The sequence below is a fragment of the Corallococcus sp. AB018 genome (assembly GCF_003986945.1).
Lineage (GTDB): Bacteria > Myxococcota > Myxococcia > Myxococcales > Myxococcaceae > Corallococcus > Corallococcus exiguus.
In genome coordinates, this window is the sequence record NZ_RAWR01000001.1 from 111,124 (window position 1) to 129,827 (window position 18,704).

The 18,704-nt window shown below is 71.0% G+C and carries 16 protein-coding genes; 5 read left to right on the forward strand and 11 right to left on the reverse strand.

Going from position 1 to position 18,704, the window contains the following annotated elements:
- Positions 1-9: 9 nt before the first annotated feature.
- Genes D7Y11_RS00210 through D7Y11_RS00240 form a run of 7 tightly spaced genes read right to left on the reverse strand, consistent with a single transcriptional unit; the run spans position 10 to position 7,218 of the window.
- Entirely contained in the window at positions 10-738 is a 729-nt protein-coding gene (locus D7Y11_RS00210) for a hypothetical protein (protein WP_120594165.1), read from the reverse strand.
- The gene (locus D7Y11_RS00215; protein ID WP_126932725.1) at positions 735-947 is read right to left on the reverse strand and encodes a hypothetical protein; all 213 of its coding nucleotides are present in this window, start codon (positions 945-947) and stop codon (positions 735-737) included. The genes D7Y11_RS00210 and D7Y11_RS00215 overlap by 4 nt, the downstream gene beginning before the upstream one ends.
- A gap of 18 nt (positions 948-965) precedes the next feature.
- Positions 966-1,841, reverse strand: coding sequence for a hypothetical protein (locus D7Y11_RS00220; protein ID WP_126932726.1), 876 nt, complete (start codon positions 1,839-1,841; stop codon positions 966-968).
- A gap of 1 nt (position 1,842) precedes the next feature.
- Complete coding sequence (locus D7Y11_RS00225; protein WP_120574497.1) at positions 1,843-2,334, reverse strand: phage tail protein; 492 nt, start codon at positions 2,332-2,334, stop codon at positions 1,843-1,845.
- Between the two features lie 24 nt (positions 2,335-2,358).
- Positions 2,359-2,922: a phage tail protein gene (locus D7Y11_RS00230; RefSeq protein WP_126932727.1), complete on the reverse strand. Its 564-nt coding sequence runs from the start codon at positions 2,920-2,922 to the stop codon at positions 2,359-2,361.
- Positions 2,922-5,243 carry a phage tail sheath subtilisin-like domain-containing protein gene (locus D7Y11_RS00235; RefSeq protein WP_158641879.1) on the reverse strand — a complete coding sequence of 774 codons (2,322 nt, stop codon included), beginning with the start codon at positions 5,241-5,243 and terminating at the stop codon, positions 2,922-2,924. Before D7Y11_RS00235 ends, D7Y11_RS00230 begins: the two co-directional genes overlap by 1 nt.
- Before the next feature lie 16 nt (positions 5,244-5,259).
- Positions 5,260-7,218, reverse strand: a complete 1,959-nt coding sequence (locus D7Y11_RS00240; protein WP_126932729.1) for a hypothetical protein — start codon at positions 7,216-7,218, stop codon at positions 5,260-5,262.
- A 273-nt stretch (positions 7,219-7,491) separates the two neighbouring features.
- Here D7Y11_RS00240 and D7Y11_RS00245 point away from each other — a divergent pair, with 273 nt between their 5' ends.
- Both D7Y11_RS00245 and D7Y11_RS00250 read left to right on the forward strand, forming a co-directional pair.
- Entirely contained in the window at positions 7,492-7,866 is a 375-nt protein-coding gene (locus tag D7Y11_RS00245) for a DUF1622 domain-containing protein (RefSeq protein WP_120574493.1), read from the forward strand.
- A 201-nt stretch (positions 7,867-8,067) separates the two neighbouring features.
- A complete protein-coding gene (locus D7Y11_RS00250; RefSeq protein WP_158624258.1) occupies positions 8,068-10,389 on the forward strand; it encodes a PAS domain S-box protein in 2,322 nt (773 codons plus the stop codon).
- A gap of 75 nt (positions 10,390-10,464) precedes the next feature.
- Here D7Y11_RS00250 and D7Y11_RS00255 read toward each other — a convergent pair whose 3' ends face one another.
- Positions 10,465-11,616, reverse strand: coding sequence for a hypothetical protein (locus D7Y11_RS00255; protein WP_120574491.1), 1,152 nt, complete (start codon positions 11,614-11,616; stop codon positions 10,465-10,467).
- Positions 11,617-11,920: 304 nt separating this feature from the next.
- On the opposite strand from D7Y11_RS00255, the gene D7Y11_RS00260 reads away from it, so the two are divergent.
- The 3 genes from D7Y11_RS00260 to D7Y11_RS00270 are packed head-to-tail and all read left to right on the forward strand — an operon-like array spanning position 11,921 to position 15,017.
- Entirely contained in the window at positions 11,921-12,952 is a 1,032-nt protein-coding gene (locus D7Y11_RS00260) for a hypothetical protein (RefSeq protein ID WP_120574490.1), read from the forward strand.
- Positions 12,949-14,631, forward strand: coding sequence for an AMP-binding protein (locus D7Y11_RS00265; RefSeq protein ID WP_126932730.1), 1,683 nt, complete (start codon positions 12,949-12,951; stop codon positions 14,629-14,631). The genes D7Y11_RS00260 and D7Y11_RS00265 overlap by 4 nt, the downstream gene beginning before the upstream one ends.
- Complete coding sequence (locus tag D7Y11_RS00270; RefSeq protein ID WP_120574488.1) at positions 14,631-15,017, forward strand: DUF4280 domain-containing protein; 387 nt, start codon at positions 14,631-14,633, stop codon at positions 15,015-15,017. The genes D7Y11_RS00265 and D7Y11_RS00270 overlap by 1 nt, the downstream gene beginning before the upstream one ends.
- 1 nt (position 15,018) lies before the next feature.
- Here the strand turns inward: D7Y11_RS00270 and D7Y11_RS00275 are convergent, their stop codons facing one another.
- The 3 genes from D7Y11_RS00275 to D7Y11_RS00285 are packed head-to-tail and all read right to left on the reverse strand — an operon-like array spanning position 15,019 to position 18,704.
- Positions 15,019-16,686 carry a type VI secretion system baseplate subunit TssF gene (locus D7Y11_RS00275; protein WP_120574487.1) on the reverse strand — a complete coding sequence of 556 codons (1,668 nt, stop codon included), beginning with the start codon at positions 16,684-16,686 and terminating at the stop codon, positions 15,019-15,021.
- A 3-nt stretch (positions 16,687-16,689) separates the two neighbouring features.
- Positions 16,690-18,321, reverse strand: coding sequence for a hypothetical protein (locus D7Y11_RS00280; RefSeq protein ID WP_126932731.1), 1,632 nt, complete (start codon positions 18,319-18,321; stop codon positions 16,690-16,692).
- Positions 18,318-18,704 carry a GPW/gp25 family protein gene (locus D7Y11_RS00285; protein WP_120574485.1) on the reverse strand — a complete coding sequence of 129 codons (387 nt, stop codon included), beginning with the start codon at positions 18,702-18,704 and terminating at the stop codon, positions 18,318-18,320. The genes D7Y11_RS00280 and D7Y11_RS00285 overlap by 4 nt, the downstream gene beginning before the upstream one ends.

Consider the following 18,704-nt stretch of genomic DNA (forward strand, 5'->3'; position numbering starts at 1 on the left):
GCCGTCTCTTCAGCTCGCCCCGTTGAGCTTCACCTGCGGCGCCAGGGCCTGCGCGATGAGGGTGCTCGCGTCCGCGCCCTTCACCGCCGCCAGGTCCTCCATCCGCAGGCGCTGGTCGCGCAGGTTCGCGAACGCCTGCTCCACCTTGCTGTTCGCCGCGTTCTCCCCCACCTCCAGGATGCGCATGCGCAGGTCCACCTCCGCGCGCAGCGGGAACAACGCCGGGTCGAAGCGCTGCTCCACGATGGTCATCCCCGTGATGACCACCGGGAAGGTGCGCGGCCCCAGCATCAGGAGCAGCTCAGTGGGGTTGAGCGAGACGAGCTTCGTCGCGGGCTTCTTCTCCTCGTCCCCCGTCTGGTCCTTGCCCAGCGCCATGCCCTCCAGCATGGCCAGCTCCGGCAGCACGCCCTGGATGCCCTCCCCCTTCGTGTCGCGCAGCAGCGCCTCCGTCACGTCGAAGACGAGCTTGAGGGCAATGGTCTCGCTCTTGGCGTGCAGGCCGCCGCCGCGCTGACCGTCGGTGAGGATCTTGGTCTGCTCGGGCGTCTTGCCGGGCTTCGTCTCCCACTGGCCCGCGCGCGTGCGCGTCACCGTCTCCGGGTTGTACTGGAAGCGCAGCGCGATCACGCCCGACGCGGCCTTCGGGTCGGCGGACGACGGCGGCAGCGTCACCAGCATGCCCTTCTGGAGCTGCTGATCGAACGCGATGAGCGTCGGATCCAGGTTGCGCGTCATCCATTGCCCCGAGCGCCGGGCGGCTCGCGCTGAGCGAGGCTCCGGGCAATGGCTTCGTTGTTCTTGTCCATCAGCGCCACCACCGTCTGGGTGAACAGCTTCACGAACTCCTTGGGGTTGTCCGGGACGCTGCGCAGCATCCACGCGAGCTCACGCTCCATCTCGCGACGGGTGAGTCCGACCTGTCCTTGCACCGGGGGTGGGGCCATGGCGTGCGCGTCCTCTCGTCAGCTCCAGCCATCCACGAGCGGACGGCCTTCCAACTCGTTGCGAAGCAGCTCCAGGTAGCGCCACCGCCGGGCCCGCGGCAGGGCCAGGATGTCCGCCTCCGACCAGTGGTAGTGGAAGGCCAGCACGTGCACCTCCGTCTCCAATCGCGCCGCGCCGCCCCGCAGCTCGCGAGCCAGCAGCGAGAACGGATCCAGCTCCAGCTCCAACCACGCGGAGCACTTCGGACAGCGCGCCAGCAGCCCCAGGTCCGGAGCGCTCGTGCCGTCCGCCAACGCCAGCGCCACCGCGTGCCGTGAGCGCGCGGGCAGGGCCAGCCACGCGGAAGGCGTCAACGTCTGCCCATCCACCACCACCAGCCGCGACCACAGGAGCGCGGACCGCTCCTCCCGCGTGCCCTGCACTTCCGCGAGCAGCGCGTCGTCCTCGCCCGTGGGCTCGCGCACCTCCGCCCGTCCCTCTGGCAGCGCCACAATGAGCACCTCCGGCGCCGCGTCCACCCGCTCCGGAGAGAGCGCGGAGAGCCGCACGTCCACGTCCGCCATCGCCTCGCATCCAGGCGCGGGGCAGCGCGCCACCAGCGTCGCCCGGTCCCCGTACATCCGGGCCCGCAGGTGCAGCGCCAGGTGGTGCCGGTCTCCACGCGTGAGGCAGGCCGCCAGCTCCTCGTCCACGCGCGAGTAATCCCCCAACCGTCCCAGACACGCCGCCAGCCATCCGCTCACCGCGCGCTGGCCGGGACGCTCGCCTGCCTGGGCCAGCGCCCACTCCTCGCGGCCGGTGAGCGGGCGCAGCTCGCCCTGGCGGTGGCAGCGGCCGTCCTCGTCGAAGAGGCCGTGCGGCAGCAGCACCGGGATGGGAGGTTCCAGGAGCACGTCAGACCACCGGCTCCAGCGTGAAGCCCTCGTGCTGGACCTCCAGGGACTCGATGAGGATCTCGTTCGCCTCCGCGGCCAGCTCCGACATCGCGGTGAACTTCGAGACCCACGCGTTGCGCAGCACGAACTTCTTCACCGCGCGGTTGAAGTCCAGGTCGAAGACGAGAATCTCCACGGTGCGCCGGAAGTCCGGCTCCGCCGAGCGGAATCCGGGCGTGGCTTCGTGCCGGATGAGCTGGGTGGCCCAGTCCCGGAACGTCGTGTCCTGGGTGAGGCCCGCCTCCAGCGTGAGGGGCTCGTAGTGCACCCGGCCCGGGGACAGCTCGTCCACGGAGGACGGGCTGTTGCCGGAGCGGAACTTCACCACCTCCACGGTGCCGGTGATGCCGGAAATCTTCCGGCACGCGGCCACCTCGATGTTGTTGAAGAGCACGCGGAAGTTGAAGTTGCGGTACGGGTCGCGCTTCGTGGATTCGACGAATCGGGGCATGGCTTCACTCCTCGAATGGGGACGTCAGGGCGTCGGGAGGCTCGTCGCGGGCATGGACAGCACGGGCCGGGGCACCGGCTCCCAGCCCTCGTGGGTGAGCTCCAGCGTCAGGAGCGCCACCTCGCCCGCCATGGCGTCCAGCTTGGGCAGGGCGTGGAGCTTGCTCACCCACGCGTTGTGCACGTGGAAGCTGCGGATGCGCGCCTCCATGCCTCCGGGCGGCGGCACGTCCGTGGGGTGCGCCCAGGCGTCCCACACGTCGATGAAGAGGTCGCGCTTCACCGGCTCGCCGGGCGCCTTGCCGGTGCGCGCGAACTCCAGCACCGCGCGCGCCCAGCGCTCCAGCGTGTCGTCCAGCGCCAGCCCCTGCTCCAGCACGAGCGGCTCCCAGTTCACCTTGTGGGGCTGCGCGTAGCGGTGCAGGTTGTTGCCGCCCTCCCACGTCTCATAGGCGCCCACGCTGACGGACAGGCCGGACACGGTGCGCACTCCCGCCACGTAGTCGCCGGCCGCGGACGTGCTCATCCGGAGCCGGAATTGGAAGGTCCGCAGCGGGTTGCGGGCGTTGGCGGGGACGGGCGTGGGCATCAGGCCGCCAGCAGGCTCTTCTGGCTGATTTCGATGACCACGAACTCCGCGGGCTTCAGCGGCGCGAAGGCCACCTGCGCGGTGACGATGCCCGCGTCCACGTTCTCCTGCGGGTTGGTGCTCCGGTCGCAGACGACGCTGAAGGCCTCTTCCGGCGTGCTGCCCTGGAACGCGCCCTGCCGGAACAGCCCCAGCATGAAGGACTCGATGGCGACGCGGATGCGGCCCCAGAGCTCTTCGTCGTTGGGCTCGAACACCGCCCACATCAGGCCGCGCCTCAGCGACTCCTTGAGGAAGAGAGCGGTGCGGCGCACCGGGATGTAGCGCCACTCCGGGTCCGGCGACAGCGTCCGCGAGCCCCACGACACCAGCCCCACGCCGGGGAACTGGCGCAGGCAGTTGAGGCTCGCCGGGTTGAGCTGGTCCTGCTCCGCGTCGATGACGGGGTACTGGAGGCCCAGCGCATTGGCGAGGGACGCCTCGATGCCGGCGGGCGCCTTCCAGACGCCACGCGTGGTGTCCGTGCGCGCGAAGAGGCCCGCCACGTGGCCGGACGGCGGCACCAGCCGCGTGGGGTTGCGGCCCACGCCCACGGAGTCCGCCACGCGGATCCACGGGTAGAACATGGCCGAGTTCTTCGAGCGCGAGGGCAACCCCTCCACGAACTGCTTCGCGTCGTCCGGCACCACCGCGAAGTCCTTGTCCACGCCGCCGGGGCCGTCCGCGAGGAAGAAGCAGTCGCCCCGGTTGTCGCAGTACGCGACGCCCGCTGCGATGAACGACACCTCGTTCTTGCCGGGCAGCGCCACGATGTTGACCTCCTCCGTGTCCAGCGCGTGCAGGCCCGTGCGCAGCTTCGCGTCGCCCGCGAAGTCGGACGTGTCCAGGAGGCCCGCCCCGTCGTCGCCGCCCAGGAGGCGCAGGTTCGTCACAGAAGACGGCCGCACCACCGGGTTCGCGGGCGAGTCATCCGAGTAGCCACGCGCGCGCGGCGCGAAGCCCAGCTGCCGGAGCATGGTGGGCACCGTGGGCTGGAGCGTTTCGCTGATGGAGAGCTGGAGCCCGTCGAAGGACTCCGCGCTCGTGCCCGCCGTGCCGGCGGCGGCGGTGCCAGTGAAGCCGGTGGCGGAGAGCGACAGCGTGGAGGTGCCCGCCGCCGTGGCCAGGCCCGTGATGACGGTGTTGCCCTGCGCATCCGTCACCACCGACGCGACCTTGCCGACCAGCGCCACGCTCAGCGAGTGGTTCAACTCCGCGGGCGTCACCGCGCCCTTGTCCACCGCCAGGATGGGGATGGGCACCACCGTGGTGCCGCTCGGCGAGCCCACGGTGACCTTCGCGTCCTCCGGATCCAGGTCGTACGTCGCGCCCGTGGGCTTGGGGATGGTGAGCGTGGGCCCGGTGGCCACCTTCAGCGAAATCTCCGGCGAGTCCGTGCCGCCGATGACGAAGGTGTTGGTGAGACCCGCCGCGGTGACGGCCTGGGTGAGGAAGGCCTTGAGCTCCGTGGCGGTCAGCTGCACTCGGCCGTTGACGAACGCGGCGGCCGGCACGGCGGCCACCACCAGGGCCTGGGTGATGGGGACGTCCAGCGTCGTGCGGGGCAGGTCCGGCTGGGCCTCGTCCCAGGTGGAGACCTGAAGCTTGCCGCCGTCATAGAGGCTGTACTTCGTGCTGGCGAGCACGGCGGCCTTGAGCCGGGGAGGCACGCCCGGGACGAGCACCGCGCCGGGTGCCCTCGCGGCGAGCGCCACCTGGAACTCGTCGCGCACGCGGAGGTAGCGGGAGATGTCGTTGATGCGGTCGCCGACATAGTCCTCGCTGGACGGGTCCATGCGCACGTCCTCGAACGTCTCCAGGCGGCGCGTGGCCCCGGCCTCCGTCCACATCACCTCCACGCGGAACGCCTCGCTGGGGAAGTTGAGGGAGTCGCTCACGTTGACGCGGAGGTAGTCGGACCACTCGCCCGCGCCCCGCGCCAGGAACGTGAGGGCATTGAGGCTGCCGCCCGCTCTCGCGACCAGGGGCGTGGACACGCCGCCCACCGCGTCGGAGGGCAGCACGCGCACGACGTAGGCGCGCCGCCCGCCCGAATCGAAGAAGGCCTCCACCGCCTGCGCGACGAGCCCCGCCTCCCCGGGCTCGTGTCCGCCAAAGGCCCGCTCGTACTCGGCGAAGCCGGTGACGAACGAGGCCAGGGCCGGGATGCCTCGCGCCGTGCGTCCGACGAACGCCGCCGTGGACGTGCCCACCCCTTCAATGGGGCGCGCACCGGCACTGATCTCCTCGACATAGACGCCCGGATGCAGTCGCTCAGCCACGTTCATCCTCCTGGTTTCAGATGGTCCCGCGCCTGGCGGTATCGACTTCGGTGACAGATGTTCCCGGGTGGCCGCTGGCGCCTCGCGCGGCACCGCGCGCGATGAGATCCACCCGCGGCGTCTCGACGAGGCGTGCGGTGCTGCGCGCGTTCGGCTCGTCCATCAGCGCGGAGACCCGGTAGTCCACGCAGCAGCGGTAGAGGTGGTTCAAGAGGTCGTCGCGGCGGCGCAGCTGCGTCTGGAAGAAGAAGCACTCCTCCTGGAACACGAGCGTGCGGCCCCGGGCCCAGGCGCCCTCCACGGGGCGACTGAGCGTCACGCGGTCGCCATCCAGCCCCAGCACCAGCGCCTGGAAGCGCTGCTTGCCCACGCGGTAGCCGTCGTCGCTCGAGCCCAGCACCACCACGTCGCCGGGCTTGAGGCGCGAGGCCGCCGTGACGGAGCGGCGCAGCGCCGGATCCAACGGCCCCACGGGCTCCGCCACCAGGTGCACGTGGTCCACGGTGAAATCCAGCGGCGTGCCCGCTTGCGCGCCCAGCGTGAGCACCATGTCGCTCGCGGCGACGGTGACGCCCGGCGCGGCGACGGGCGGCGCGGGGGTGGCCTCCGCGTCCTGGAGCGGCTGCGGCACCCCGTCCGCCGACAGCCACACCACGCCCTCCCCCGCCTCCAGCCGCGCGTGCAGCACCACGCCGGCCTCCAGCCGCTCCACCGGAAGCCGCCAGCGCGTCTCCGCGACCTGCGTCCCGGTGGCCTGCGCCAGCGTCGCGGTGGCCACCACCTCGCCCATGGGCCGGGTGTCCACCTGCTCGTAGCGGACGATGAGCCGCAGCACGGGCTGCCCCTGCGCCATCAGCACGGCCACCGGCAACGACTGCGCGGCCACGGCGCCAGCGGCGACGCGCAGCCCCACCGACAGCGCCAGCCCGTCCGGGGCCGGATTGTCGGCGTGGAAGGGGTCGGGCACGGCGGGCATCGGGTAGACGAGGACGGAGGCGGTGCCGGTGCCGGACAGGCGCAGGCCCTCGGCGGCAGGAAGGAAGGACGCGCCGGGCGTCAGGTCCACGCGTCCGCCGCGCGCGCGCTCCAGGTTCTGATCGCTGGCCTCCAGGTGCACCAGGGACAGGGCCGTGGTGGGCTCGCCGCGCGTCAGCAGGCGGACCGTCGTGGCGCCTTCGGGCACGTCCTCGGCCAGCAGCGACGGGCGCAGCACCATCTGTCCGCGCGTGGGGATGGAGAGCGCCACCGTGTCCATGATGGACGCCAGGTCCACCTGCGAGCCCGCCCACAGGTCCACCTGCACGTCGATGGCCATGGCCTTGGGCGCGCGGATCTTGCTGAGGAACACCCTGCCCTCTTGAGAGCGCTCCGGAGGCTCCAGGCCCAGAGGGCCCTCGATGCCACCAGCGACGGGCAGCACCTCCACGCTGGAGCGGAACTCCATGGAGGGGATGCCCGCGTCGGAGCTGATCGCGAGCCGGCTCCCCTCCACGTCCCAGCGCGCGATGACGCCAGCGAGCGCCTCCAGCAGCAACGGGTCCGTGAGCGGCGCGCCCGTGGGCTCCTGGAAGAGTCCACCGGTGAGCGCATCCGCCAGCCGCGCGTTGATGGCGTCAGCGAGCGCGGGGCCCGTCGCGGTGGAAGAAAACGAGCCGCCCGGCAACCCCGTGAGGGTGACGGTGGCACGGCCATCCAGGCGCAGCTGGAGCGAGCCATTGGGCGGCACGCTGTCCGCGGAAGCGCGAGGCCTGCCGACAAGGTGGCCCGGCACACGGAAGGTGGCGACGCCCGTGCGCCCGTTCTCTCGCTCGGGTTCGGGGAACAAGCCCAGCGGGCCAACAACGGAGAGGAATGGCACGCGCGAAGGCCGGTAGCCTTCATCCACGTAGCCATGCGCGGCGAAGACGCGCACGTCGCCGCTGCGCAAGGCCACCCGGCCCTGCCAAAGCAGTCCGCTGAGGATCTCGCGAATCACGCGAAACGACCCTCCAGGGCAATGTCATGTCTGGCTTCAAGCTGCTGCGTCACGGCACCCCCCGGCACCCCTCGGAAACCGCCCGACTCCCGCTGTGACACGCGAAGGGCGGCGACAATGAATCAGGAGCCCAGCCGCCGTCAACACTGCACGCATGTATTGCTTTGATATTTTGTGTGTCTATTCCGACGGGCCTCCCATCCCGAGGGGAGGGTGGATCGCGGTGGCTGTCCGCTGCGTCGCAAACCACCTTTGCCGGAGGGGGAGCGGTGGATGCGATTCGAGGATCTGGTGGCCCTGGCCGCCCAATTGTTCGACGCCTCGGGCGTGGGCGTGATGGTGGTGGGAACGGTGGTGTCCGTGGCGCTCGTCCTCCAGGACGTGCGGGGACCGCGGCGGGGGGAGGCGTACCGGCAGCTTCGCCACTACCTGGGCCGCGCCATCCTGCTGGGACTGGAGCTGCTCGTGGCGGCGGACATCATCCGCACGGTCGCGGGGGCGCCCTCGCTGCGGCAGGTGCTCATCCTGGGCCTCATCGTCCTCATCCGGACCTTCCTCAGCTTCACCCTGGAGGTGGAGATCGACAGGCGCTGGCCCTGGCAATCCAAGCCAGTTGACGAGGATGCGCCCGGCCCTCCGCGTGCATAAGCCCATGGGAGGGCCCGGCCCGCTGCCTGTCTGTCATTGGGTGCCGACCAGGCGGCAGCCGCGCCTCCGGACCGGTGTGGATTGCCCACCGGGGTCGGGGATGCACACCCTCCAGATCAGGCCACTCCCATGGTGGGAAGCGGCGTTACGAGGCCCTGCCTCCAAGCTCGCCGGGAAGGGCCGGGGTCAAAGGAGGCGCGCGTGGAGAGCCCCAGCGCAAGCTTCGACCCGGAGACCATCGATACCCTCTCCGACGCGCATTCCCGGCTGCTCCTCGAGACGCTGGTGGCGAGCACGCCGGTGGGCCTCGCGGTGGTGGACATGGAGCAGCGCTTCGTCCAGGTCAACGACGCGCTCGCCGCCATGAATGGCCTCCCGCGCGCCGCGCACCTGGGGCGCAAGGTGCAGGACATCGTCCCGGAGATGTGGCCCACCCTCCGTCCCCAGTATCAGCGCATCCTGGAGGGAGGGAGCGCGCAGACGATAGAGGTGGTGGGCGCCACCTCGAAGGAGGTGGGCATGGAGCGCCACTTCCTCGTCAGCTACTACCCGGTGCGCACCAACGCCGGCGTGTTGCTGGGCATCGGCGTCATCGTGTCGGAGGTCACCGAACAGCGCAGGGCCCACGACGCGCTCCAGGCCAGCGAGCAGCGCTACCGCTCACTGGTGGAGGCCATGTCGCAGCCGGTGTGGTCCACCAACGCCCGGGGCGAGGTGGTGGAGCCCGCGCCGCGCTGGCTGGCCTTCACGGGCCAGACCCACGCGGAGCACCTGGGGCTGGGCTGGCTTTCCGCCATCCATCCGGACGACCGCAAGCGCGTGGTGCGCAGCTGGGTGGAGTCCCTGCGCACGAAGGCGTCCTACCGGGGTGAGTTCCGCCTGCGCTTCCACGCGGGGGGCTACCGGGACGTCGTGGGCCGGGCGGTGCCCGTGTTCGGAGAGCAGGGTGTCATCCGGGAGTGGGTGTCCACGGCGGAGGACATCACCGAGCGCAAGCACGCGGAGGCCCAGGTGGAGAACGAGCGCGCGCGGCTGCGCTCCGTGCTGACCAGCGCCCCGGCGTCCATCGCCATCCTCTCCGGCGAGCGGCAGGTCTTCACGCTGGTGAACCCCCTCTACAAGGTGCTGTCGGGAGGCGCGGACCTGTTGGGCACCTCCATCAAGGACGTCGAAAGCGAACGGGGGGTCGAGTACTCGCGGCTCTTGGAGAAGGCCTATCGCCAGGGCGAGGCGTTCATCGAAAAAGAGGTCCCGGTCACCGCCGACTTCCAGGGCGACGGGGCCCGGTCGACGCGGCAGTTCGACGTGGCGTACCAGCCGCTGCGCGACGTGCGGGGCCAGGTGGACTCCGTGCTGTCGTTCGCCGTCGACGTGACGGTTCGGGTGGAGGCCCGGAAGAAGCTGGAGGAGTCCGCCGCGTCCCTGAGGAACCAGCAGCAGTGGCTGGAGGCGATGCTGGACCGGACGCCCGTGGCCATCATCCTGGTGGAGCCCGTGACCGGCCGCATCATCTTCGCGAACCAGGCGGCCCGGCAGATGGCCGGCGGTGATTTCCCCGGGGGCCTGCGGGAGGAGAGCTACAGGGGCGGCGCGCACCGCTTCACGGACGAAGCGGGCCGCGAGCTGACCATGGAGGAGATCCCCGGCATCCGCGCGGCGAGGGGCAATCCCGTGCACGCGGAGCCGGTCGTCTGGCACACGCCCACGGGGCATTACGCCTTGCTGGTGGAGGCGGGCACCCTGCCCGCCCAGCACGGCCATCCGGAGGCGGTCCTCCTGGCGCTCCAGGACGTCACCGAGCTGAGAAAGACACAGGCCCAGCTCCAGCACGCCGTGTCGCTCCGGGACGAATTCCTGACGGTGGCGTCGCATGAATTGAAGACGCCGCTGACGCCGTTGCAGCTCAAGCTCCAATCCCTGGTCAGGGACGCGCAGGCGGAACAGACGCTGGAGTCGCTGCGGGAGCGCGTGGTGAAGACGGCGGAGACCGTCTCCGGGCAGATAAGGAAGATGACCACGCTCATCAACGACCTGCTGGAGGTGACGCAGCTCACGGGCCCCTCCGCACCGCTGCAACTGGAGGACGTGGACCTGGCGGACGTGGTGCGCGACGCGGTGGAGCGCTTCCAGGCCCAGGCGGGGAAGGCGGGCTGCGAGCTCATCGTCCACGAGACACCCGGTGTCGTGGGCCGCTGGGACCGCCACCGGCTGGAACAGGTGGCGAGCAGCCTGCTGTCCAACGCGCTGAAGTACGGCTCGGGCCACCCGGTGACGATTCGCGTGGAGCAGGTCCACGGCCGGGCGAGGCTGAGCGTGAGGGACGAAGGCATCGGCATCTCGCCGGGGAGCCTCCAGGCCATCTTCGAGAAATTCACCCGCGCCGTGTCGACACGGCATTACGGCGGTCTGGGATTGGGCCTCTTCATCACCAGACAGATTGTCGAAGCCCACCACGGCACCCTGCGCGTGGAGAGCCAGCCCGGCCACGGCGCGACCTTCGTCGTGGAGCTGCCCCTGGGCTGACTCCATACACTCCCACCCAGCACCACGCCGGAGGCGCGGCGGCAGCTCCAACTCCTGCCGCTGCGCGCACGCCTGCTAGACCAGAGGCTTCTTGAGTGCTCGCACGAGCCGGTTCGTCTCCGAGTCATGCACAGTCAGGGCATCAAGGAACAGGTTCGCGGCGTCCCTCTTGCCATGGGTGCTGATGCGCGACTTGACCTGCATCAACAACTGACGCGCGACGTCCCTCACGCCCTGTTCGAACACACCGGCGCCGGCCACGATATCGGCCCCCAACTCCAGATATGACGCCACATCTCTCGCCCACAGATCATTCAACCCCTGGATCATGCGCGTGTCTTCGCTGAAGTTGAAGTCTGGATTGTCCTTCAGCGTGGTGGGAAGGGGGACCCACGACTCCGCCCGGCCAAGATGGATTGCGCTGGGCGGATATCCTGTCGCGTACATGAACGTCGTGCAGCCGAAGCATGAGGCCAGCTTCGTGGTGGCGTTCCCCACCGCGACCTCGTACGGAGTGGTCCACGGTCCAATCAGCTTGCAGTGCTGGATTGCCCAGTTCATCCCATGGCAATACCCCACCACCATGCGATCGCCCGACCAGCCACGGATGAGGTTTGCGCGCTCGAAGGACCCCCAGGACGGATCCAGGACTGGATTCGGGCCGGCACGGATCACCCCCTGATACTGCGTCTGCGCACTCCACCGTCTGCCCTCGTGACCGTTGTAGTCGATGAGTCTCCGGACGGTGGAAACCATGCGCACCTGTTCCGTGACGGGGTCATCCACCACGCCGTAGTACGCGCCACGCTCCTGGGTGGTCACCGCGCCTTGCTGGCGCGAGCCCAGGAGAAGATCTTGCGCGAACGCCATGGAGCTGAGGCCCCTCATGGGCCGGTGCTTGTCGTCCGACGCCGCCCCTCCGGGACGCCCTGTGATGGCAATGCCACTCGTGGTCCTGGGATCCTGGGGGTTGTAGGGCTCGGTCGCCTGAGCCTTGATGCCACCGATGCCGCCCGAATCGAAGCCCGCTGAATAAAGGGCTTGATCCAGGCGGCGGACCACCGCTTCGTGCGTCCTTCGCGTAGGGCCTGGCTCGTACTCGAAGTGGAGGGTGACGGGTTGCAGGAGCTCCACTCGCGTGGCGAGAAAACCCAGCAGCGTGCTCACGGTGATAACATCCGCATGCAGCGGATCCAGGCCGCCCGGTTGTCCATCCAGAAGACTCATTGTCTGGCTTTCCTTCAGGGATTGGGAACGAAGGCCCCATGTCCGTTCCAGCAGGTCGCTGACCGGCCCGAGCCGCGAAGCGGGAGCCGCCGTCGAAGCATGGGAAGCCCCATCATCCAGACATCGCCGCAGCGGCTCCAGGACCCGGCGGGTCAACGACCCTGGGGGGCAGGGTGCCCCGGACCCACTCCCTGAAACATCCAGGCGAGGGGCGAGACTGTTTTCATCGCTATGTCTCTGTATGATGACGGCGTGAAGGAACCCGCCACCGGGTTTCACGGAAGCAGGCCGGAGCGCCCCACCCATGTCCTTGTCGGTACACAGAGCCCTCGTCGCGGGGCTCCTGCTGGGCGCCCTGCCCGCCTGGGCCCAGTCCGCCCTGCCCGGCTTCGAATTGGAGCACCTGGAGATCAATCCCGGCCGGGGAACCGCGGTGATGCGCAACGGCGAACTGCTGGTGCCCGGCGGCATGAGCCTGGGGCTGGTGGGCCAGTACCAGCGGCTGCCGCTCGTGCTCCTCAACGGCGAGCGCCGCCTGGAGGCCGTGCGCAACCGCGCGTCCTCCGTCCTGGCGGGCAGCTACGGGGTGCTGCCGTGGCTGGAGGTGGGCGCGCAGGTGCCCGTGGTGTTGTGGCAGCAGGGGGATGATCCAGCGCCCCTGGGCCTGACGCCGCTGGCCTCGCAGGGCCTGGGCACCCCGGAGATACAGGCGCGCCTGGGGCTCTTGTCGCGCCGGGACGAACACCCCGTGGACCTCTCCATGGACCTGGGCGTGGGGCTGCCCATCGGCAGCGCGGCGGTGCTGGGCCGGGACGCGGGCATCCGCGTGCGCGCCCTGGCCGCCATGGGCACGCAGGTGGGGTTCCTCAAGCCCGCGCTGGAGGCCGGCGTGCTGCTGCGCTCGCGCATTCCGCTCTCCGCGCCGGGCGCCTCCGGGCAGATGCTGGAGGTCCGCCTGGGCGCCGGGTTGACGACGGCCGGCCAGGGGCTGCGCGGCGAGCTGGCGGTGAAGGCCGCCTTCGCGTCGGACATGAACCAGCCCGCGGTGGAGGTGCTCGGCGGCGGGCGCATCCCGCTGTCGGAGGGCCTGGAGCTGCACGCGCTCGCCGGGCCCGGCCTGGGACGCACCCCGGGCACGCCCATCGCCCGGGTGCTCCTGGGCGTGTCGTTCCGCCAGGAGCCTCCTCCCCGGATGGAGGTGCTCCCGGAGCCCGTGCCCCAGCTGCGCCTGGAGGAGTTCCAGAAGCAGCCGGAGTACGTCCCGGACACGAGCGTGGAGCCGGTGCCCACCCGCGAGCTGCTCCCCCCTGAACCCGCGCCCCAGTCCTCGCCATGACCTTCGAGCCACGCATCGTGCTCGCCGCGTTCGACGGCACCCAGCCGCCTCCGGACAGCGTGCCCGCGTGGCTCGCGCGAAGCTGGGAGGATCCGGACGGCTTCGCCGCCGCGATGGCCCCCATCCACGCCGGCCGGAGCACGCCCTTCAAGAGCCGCACCGGCCAGCACCACGACTTCTTCCACGACCTGGTGGCCCGCCACGCCACCACGGACCGCATCGCGCTGCGCTCGTACTCGCGGACGCAGGGCTGGCGCACGCTGAGCTACCGCCAGCTCCAGGAGCAGGCCACGCGGCGGGCCACCGCCTGGGCGGGGTTGGGCGTGAAGCCGGGCGCGAAGCTGTGCCTGATGCTGCCGCCGGGCCCGGAGCTGATGGTGTCGCTGTGCGCCGCGCTGGGCCTGGGCGCGTGCGTGAGCCTCCTGCCGCCCGGAGCCCGCGCCTTCGTGGCGCGCCGGCTGGACGCGCTCGCGCCCCAGCACATCGCCGCCGAGCCTCACCAGGCGCCGCTCCTGGGCAAGCACGCCGCGCGGCTCCTGCCGATGCAGACGCAGGTGCCGCCCGCGCTCGCGTCGTACACGTACAAGCCGACGGAGCCAGTGGGCCTGCTCTTCTCTCCCCTGGCCAACCCCAGCGACGTGCCCGTGCCGCTCACCGCAGGGGACGCGTGGCGGAGCGCGCTGGTGGACGGGCTGCTGACCTTCGGCCTGAACCCGGGGGACCACCTGGCGGCGCCGGGCTTCCACCCGCTCCAGCACCTGCCGGCGCTGTACTTCACCACGCTCCTGCGCGGCGCGACGTACCTGCACGTGGAGCCCGCGGACCTGGACGTCTCTCCCGCGCTGCTGACTGAACACCCCGTGCGCGCCCTGGGCCTCACGCCCGCCGTGCGCGACCTGGTGGCGCGCGCGCGCCTGCCGCTCAAGAACGTGGGCCTGTGGTTCAGGGATCCGCAGGCGCCCTTCGACTTCCACGCGTGGCGCGACGCGCTCAAGGCCTGTGGGCTGGCCAGCGTGCCCGGCGGCAACGTGTGCGTGGACCCGGCGTGGGGAGGCGCGGTGCTGTGCTCGCACCGGCGCGTGGCGGCGGACGTGCACACGGACATCTCCCCCGCGCCCGGGCGCGCCTGGGCGCTGCGCGACTTCACCGACAGCGGGCAGGACGCCCCGGGAGACACAGGGCTCTTCACTCCGCTGCCGGACGCCGGACGGCCGCCCGCGCACGTCGTCCTGACGCGGGTGCGCGGCCAGTACCACCACTTCGGCGTGCGCGAGCCCCGGCGCGAGGGCCGGGTGTTCCTCTTCACGGAGGCCGCGGACGCGCTGCGCGAGCCCCCTGGCCCCCGGCTGGACGCGGTGGGGCTGGCCGTGCCGGTGAGCGGCATGGCGGGCGCGTATCGCAGCGTGCTGCTCGTCTTCACCGGCGACCTGCCCCCCGGCGTGGAGGTCAGCGAAGCGGACGTGCGCCGCCGCATCGAACAGGCCCTGGGCGCGGACGCGCTGCCGGACCGCATCGAGCGCTTCGCGCTTCACGCGCGGCGCCTGGACGGCAAGCAGGACGGACCGGTGGACGAGGAGTGGTGCCGTTCGCAGTACCTCACGGGCTCCCTGAAGCTGAAGGCGGGGGACCCCTTGTTCCAGGCGCTCACGTCACTGCGCGCCCGGGTGGAGTCACGCTGATGGGAATCCAGGTCGTGTCCGGAGCCATGCTCCAGTGCAGCTTCGGTCTGGCGCCCTCCACGCTGTCGGTGCCGCCCGTCAACCAGGTGAACGCCACCGCGCCGGCGGCCACCATCATGGACAACATCCCGGGCATGAACGTGCCGCCCTTCGGCATGTGCCAGTCCATGGCCAACCCCACCGTGGCCGCCGCCACCGCCGCCGCGATGGGCGCCCTCACGCCCATGCCGTGCATGCCCATGCTCCCCGCGCCCTGGACGCCGGGCTCGCCCACGGTACTCATCAAGGGCAAGCCCGCGCTCACCGACAAGTCCATGTGCACCTGCGCTTACGGCGGCATGATCAAGATCAACGTGCCCGGCCAGACGAAGACGCAGGTGAAGTGACTCACGGCAGGGGCACGTAGCGCAGGGGCGCCTCCCGCTGGGGCAGGCGCACCTCCAGCTCCACCACGTCCTCCGCGCTCCAGACGGCGAACAGCTCCACCAGCCGGCCGCACAACAGGTCCACCAGCGGCAGCAGCGACGCGTCCATGGGCCCGAAGCCCAGCTGGTACACGTACTTGAAGCCCGCGGCGCTCCGGGCGAAGGGCTTGGACTTCACGGACACCTCCGTGAGGGACGGCAGCAAGTCCCTGAAGTGCCGCTGCGTCCGCACGCCCAGCACCTCCAGGAGGAACAGCAGGTCCTCGCGCCCCAGGAACCGCTGCGTGCGCAGCGCCAGGAGCTGCAACAGGGCCTGCTGCCCGTGCTCCACCGGGTTGTCCCCGCCGGGCGCCACCGCGCCCACCAGGCTCCACGGCACGCCTTCCAGGAAGCGGTCCGCCAGCACCGGCCGGTAGCCCCGAGCATCGAAGCGCGGCGGCAGCGGCTGGTGCCACAGGCCGTCCACGCCCAGCCGCACCGGCTTGAGGAACGCCTCCGGCATGTCCAGCGCCAGCCACGACGTGCGCGCCAGGCCCTGACCTTCGTGCTCCAGCTCGTACGTGTCCGCGCCTCCGGAGATGGCGCCAGGGCGCAGGGGCACCATGCCCTTCGGAGTCAGCTGGTACACGCCCGTGGCCGTGTTCAGCCGGAAGCCCATGGACGAATCCGGGTGCTGCACCGCGTGCCGCTCCTTCGTGCCGTCGTGCTCCACGGGTGCCGCCATGGCGCGCTGCAGGTTCACCACCGGCACCGCGTGCGCCACGAACGAGTCCGGCCCCACCACCAGCTCCGACGGCCAGCGGCCCGTCAGGCGCAGCGTCAGGGTGAAGCCCTGCCAGTTGCGGGGGGCCGGCGGGATGCGGGCCTCCAGGAACAGCTCCTGCTGCGGGAAGTGCAGCAACTGCCGCAGCCGCTGCAGCGGGTGTTCGGACGCCTCGCCATCCGCCGCCACCGGCCGGGGCGCGCCGAAGCGCACCGGGCCCGAGTGCGCGTCGAAGGGCTTCACCTCGTGCTCCATCGCCTCGTCATCGAAGCTCACGGTGGCGGAGCGCACGGCGCCCTTCAGCTGGAAGAACACCGCCAGGGACGCACGGAAGTCGTTGAGGTGGTTGATGTGCAGCCGCACCTCGCCCGGTGAGTCGTTGCGGGGGAAGCCGCCCTCGAAGACGAGCCGCAGGAGCGCGCCGTCCTCGCCCTGGCGCTCCAGCCGCGCCTGGGTGAGCCGCACGGGCAACAGCCGCAGCGGGGCCAACGTGCGCAGGGAGAGCGGCCCGGTGGGACCGCCGCCCAGGCCCGGGTTGAGGAGGAAGGGCGTGCCCCGGGGCAGCTCCGCGGCGTCCACGAAGCGCGCGTCCGGCTCCGCGCGGAACATGGCCATGGCGGGAATGGGATTGAGCAGGTAGGCGAAGTGCTGCTGGAACAACCGCAGCGTGCTCCGCTCCAACGCGCGCTGCCCCGCCCGGCGCGTGCGCGCGGTGAACAGGGCCATGGCCTCCGTGAGCCGCCGCACGTCCGCGTCCTCGCCGTCCAGCGGCGCGGATGGGTGCAGGGCCGTGTAGCCCAGGCGGAACTTCTCCAGCGCCTGGAGCTCCTCCAGGAACGACGCGTAGAGCGCTTCATCCATCCGCATGGCCTAATCCCCCTCCTGCACGCGCAGGAACATCCGGCCCTCGGTCACCTCGATGAGCTGGGTGTCCTTCTCCAGGGTGCGCTGGATGCGCAGCATGGGCTTCGAGTCCTGGTACAGGTGCTGGATGGACGTCTCGCTCTTGTCCGTCTTGCCCAGGAGCAGGTGGTTGCCCTGCGACTCCTTGGGGAGCCGCGCGCCGGGGCGCCATTCCAGGAAGCGGTCCATGCGCGCGTGCTGGTAGCCCAGCGACACCAGCACCCGCGTCCCCTTGTCCATGGGGAAGTAGAAGTGCCCGGGCTGCTGGTGCGGCTCATAGGGGACGAGCACCTCCTTGTCCCACAAGGGCAACTTCACCCGGTACGACTCCACCGACGTCTCGTCGTCCTGGCGGATCTGATACGTGCGGTCCGGATCCCCGCCCTCTTCGCTCACCACCCGCCCCTCCGCGAGGAAGGGCCAGCGCGGCGGCCGGAAGCGAGGGCGCCGGAAGGTGGGGTCCGCCGCCTCCTCCAGCGTGGCCTTCAACTTCAGCTCGTAGTCGTTGGCGTCGCTGTCCGGGTCGTGCGCGGCGTCGGCCTCAACGGCGCGTGCTTCCAGCTCCAGCGTGTGCAGCCGGTACTGCTTGCCGTGCGTCGCGGCCTGCGTGCTGAAGTCCCCCAGCGTGTAGAGCCCGTTGAGCACCAGCGACGCGCGGGGATAGCCCGCGAAGGACAGCCGCACCTCCGGGCCCTCCATCTGCTGGCGGTTCGTCTCCAGCGTCACCCGGTCCGTGAGCGTGCCCTCCAGCGTGGAGGTGACCAGGCATTCGGTGAGGACACCCGCGATGGCGTCCGCGTTCTCCACCGCCTTGCGCTTCGTGCCGGCGTCCACGTAGCTGTTGAGCACCGACAGCGCGTCCCGCCGCGGCTCCGGGTAGCGCAGGTCCACCTCCGCCACCTCGTCGCGGGTGAGCACCAGCGCCTCGCCGCCTTCGGGCTTCGCGGCCGCGAGCGTGTACTTCCCTTCCGCGTAGTTCAGGAACATGCCCGCGTGCATGCGCGCCTGCACCCAGTGCAGGAAGTCCAGGAAGCTGGCGCCGGAGTCGTCGTCCGCGCCCAGCCCCAGCGCGTGGAGGCCGTGCTTCGTCCCCGCCGCCTCCCACTCGTAGGCCACGTCCAGGCCTCCGGGCGTGTTCGCCTGGATGACCGCTTGCAGCGTCTCGTCCACCCACACGCCGCTGGGGAAGTGGCGGCGCCACAGCATCGCCGCGGGGTCCACCAGGCGGATGCGGTAGCGCCGCTGCATCACCGGCGCGTCCTTCACGTTCGCCAGCGAGCGCTCGCGGACGTGGCGCTCCTCCACCCGCCCGATGAACTTCAGCGGCAGGGCCTCCGCGCCCTCGCGCCCCTCGGACTGCGCGCCGTAGCGGCGGTCCACGGTCAGCGTCGCCGTCAGGGGCTTGGTGTCGGTGAAGGGGGTGAAGAGCGTGTCCTCGTCCCCGCTCTCCTTGCACATCACCCACCACTCCACCTGGGCCTCGAAGCCGTAGGAGCGCGCCTTCACCGACAAGCGCTTGATGCTGCCCGCGGGCAGCGTGAAGGACTCGTCGCCGGCCTTGAGGTCCAGCGTCAGCTTCAGCTGTTCGGTGAACTTCATGGGTCGTCCTCCCCAGCTGCCTCTTCCGGAGGCCGTTCGCGCAGGCGGCGCGAGCCCGGGTCCAGGAGCAGGTCCATGGGCTCGTGGGAGTCACGCAGGAGCAGGCGCACCACCAGGCCGGGCGCGCCGCCTGCCGTGGCGGGCGCCTCGTCGATGGACACCACCTCCACGCGCTGCTCGTAGCGCGACAGCGTCTCGCGGATCTCCAGGCCCAGGCCCGCGAGGCGCTCCGCGTCCGAGCGGAACCCCGTCTCCGTCAGCCCGAAGCCGGGCAGCACGGACGCCGCGCCGCGCTTGGCCTGGAGCAGGTGGCCCAGGTTGCGGAGCACGGCTTCACGAGGCGTCTCCACCACCCCCAGGAACTTCCGGTGCAGAAAGCCCAC

Coding starts and splice junctions, on each gene's coding strand:
- D7Y11_RS00210 (WP_120594165.1), bottom strand. CDS start 738: ATGACGCGCAACCTGGATCCGACGCTCATCGCGTTCGATCAGCAGCTC.
- D7Y11_RS00215 (WP_126932725.1), bottom strand. CDS start 947: ATGGCCCCACCCCCGGTGCAAGGACAGGTCGGACTCACCCGTCGCGAG.
- D7Y11_RS00225 (WP_120574497.1), bottom strand. CDS start 2,334: ATGCCCCGATTCGTCGAATCCACGAAGCGCGACCCGTACCGCAACTTC.
- D7Y11_RS00230 (WP_126932727.1), bottom strand. CDS start 2,922: ATGCCCACGCCCGTCCCCGCCAACGCCCGCAACCCGCTGCGGACCTTC.
- D7Y11_RS00245 (WP_120574493.1), top strand. CDS start 7,492: ATGCGATTCGAGGATCTGGTGGCCCTGGCCGCCCAATTGTTCGACGCC.
- D7Y11_RS00255 (WP_120574491.1), bottom strand. CDS start 11,616: ATGAGTCTTCTGGATGGACAACCGGGCGGCCTGGATCCGCTGCATGCG.
- D7Y11_RS00260 (WP_120574490.1), top strand. CDS start 11,921: ATGTCCTTGTCGGTACACAGAGCCCTCGTCGCGGGGCTCCTGCTGGGC.
- D7Y11_RS00265 (WP_126932730.1), top strand. CDS start 12,949: ATGACCTTCGAGCCACGCATCGTGCTCGCCGCGTTCGACGGCACCCAG.
- D7Y11_RS00270 (WP_120574488.1), top strand. CDS start 14,631: ATGGGAATCCAGGTCGTGTCCGGAGCCATGCTCCAGTGCAGCTTCGGT.
- D7Y11_RS00275 (WP_120574487.1), bottom strand. CDS start 16,686: ATGCGGATGGATGAAGCGCTCTACGCGTCGTTCCTGGAGGAGCTCCAG.
- D7Y11_RS00280 (WP_126932731.1), bottom strand. CDS start 18,321: ATGAAGTTCACCGAACAGCTGAAGCTGACGCTGGACCTCAAGGCCGGC.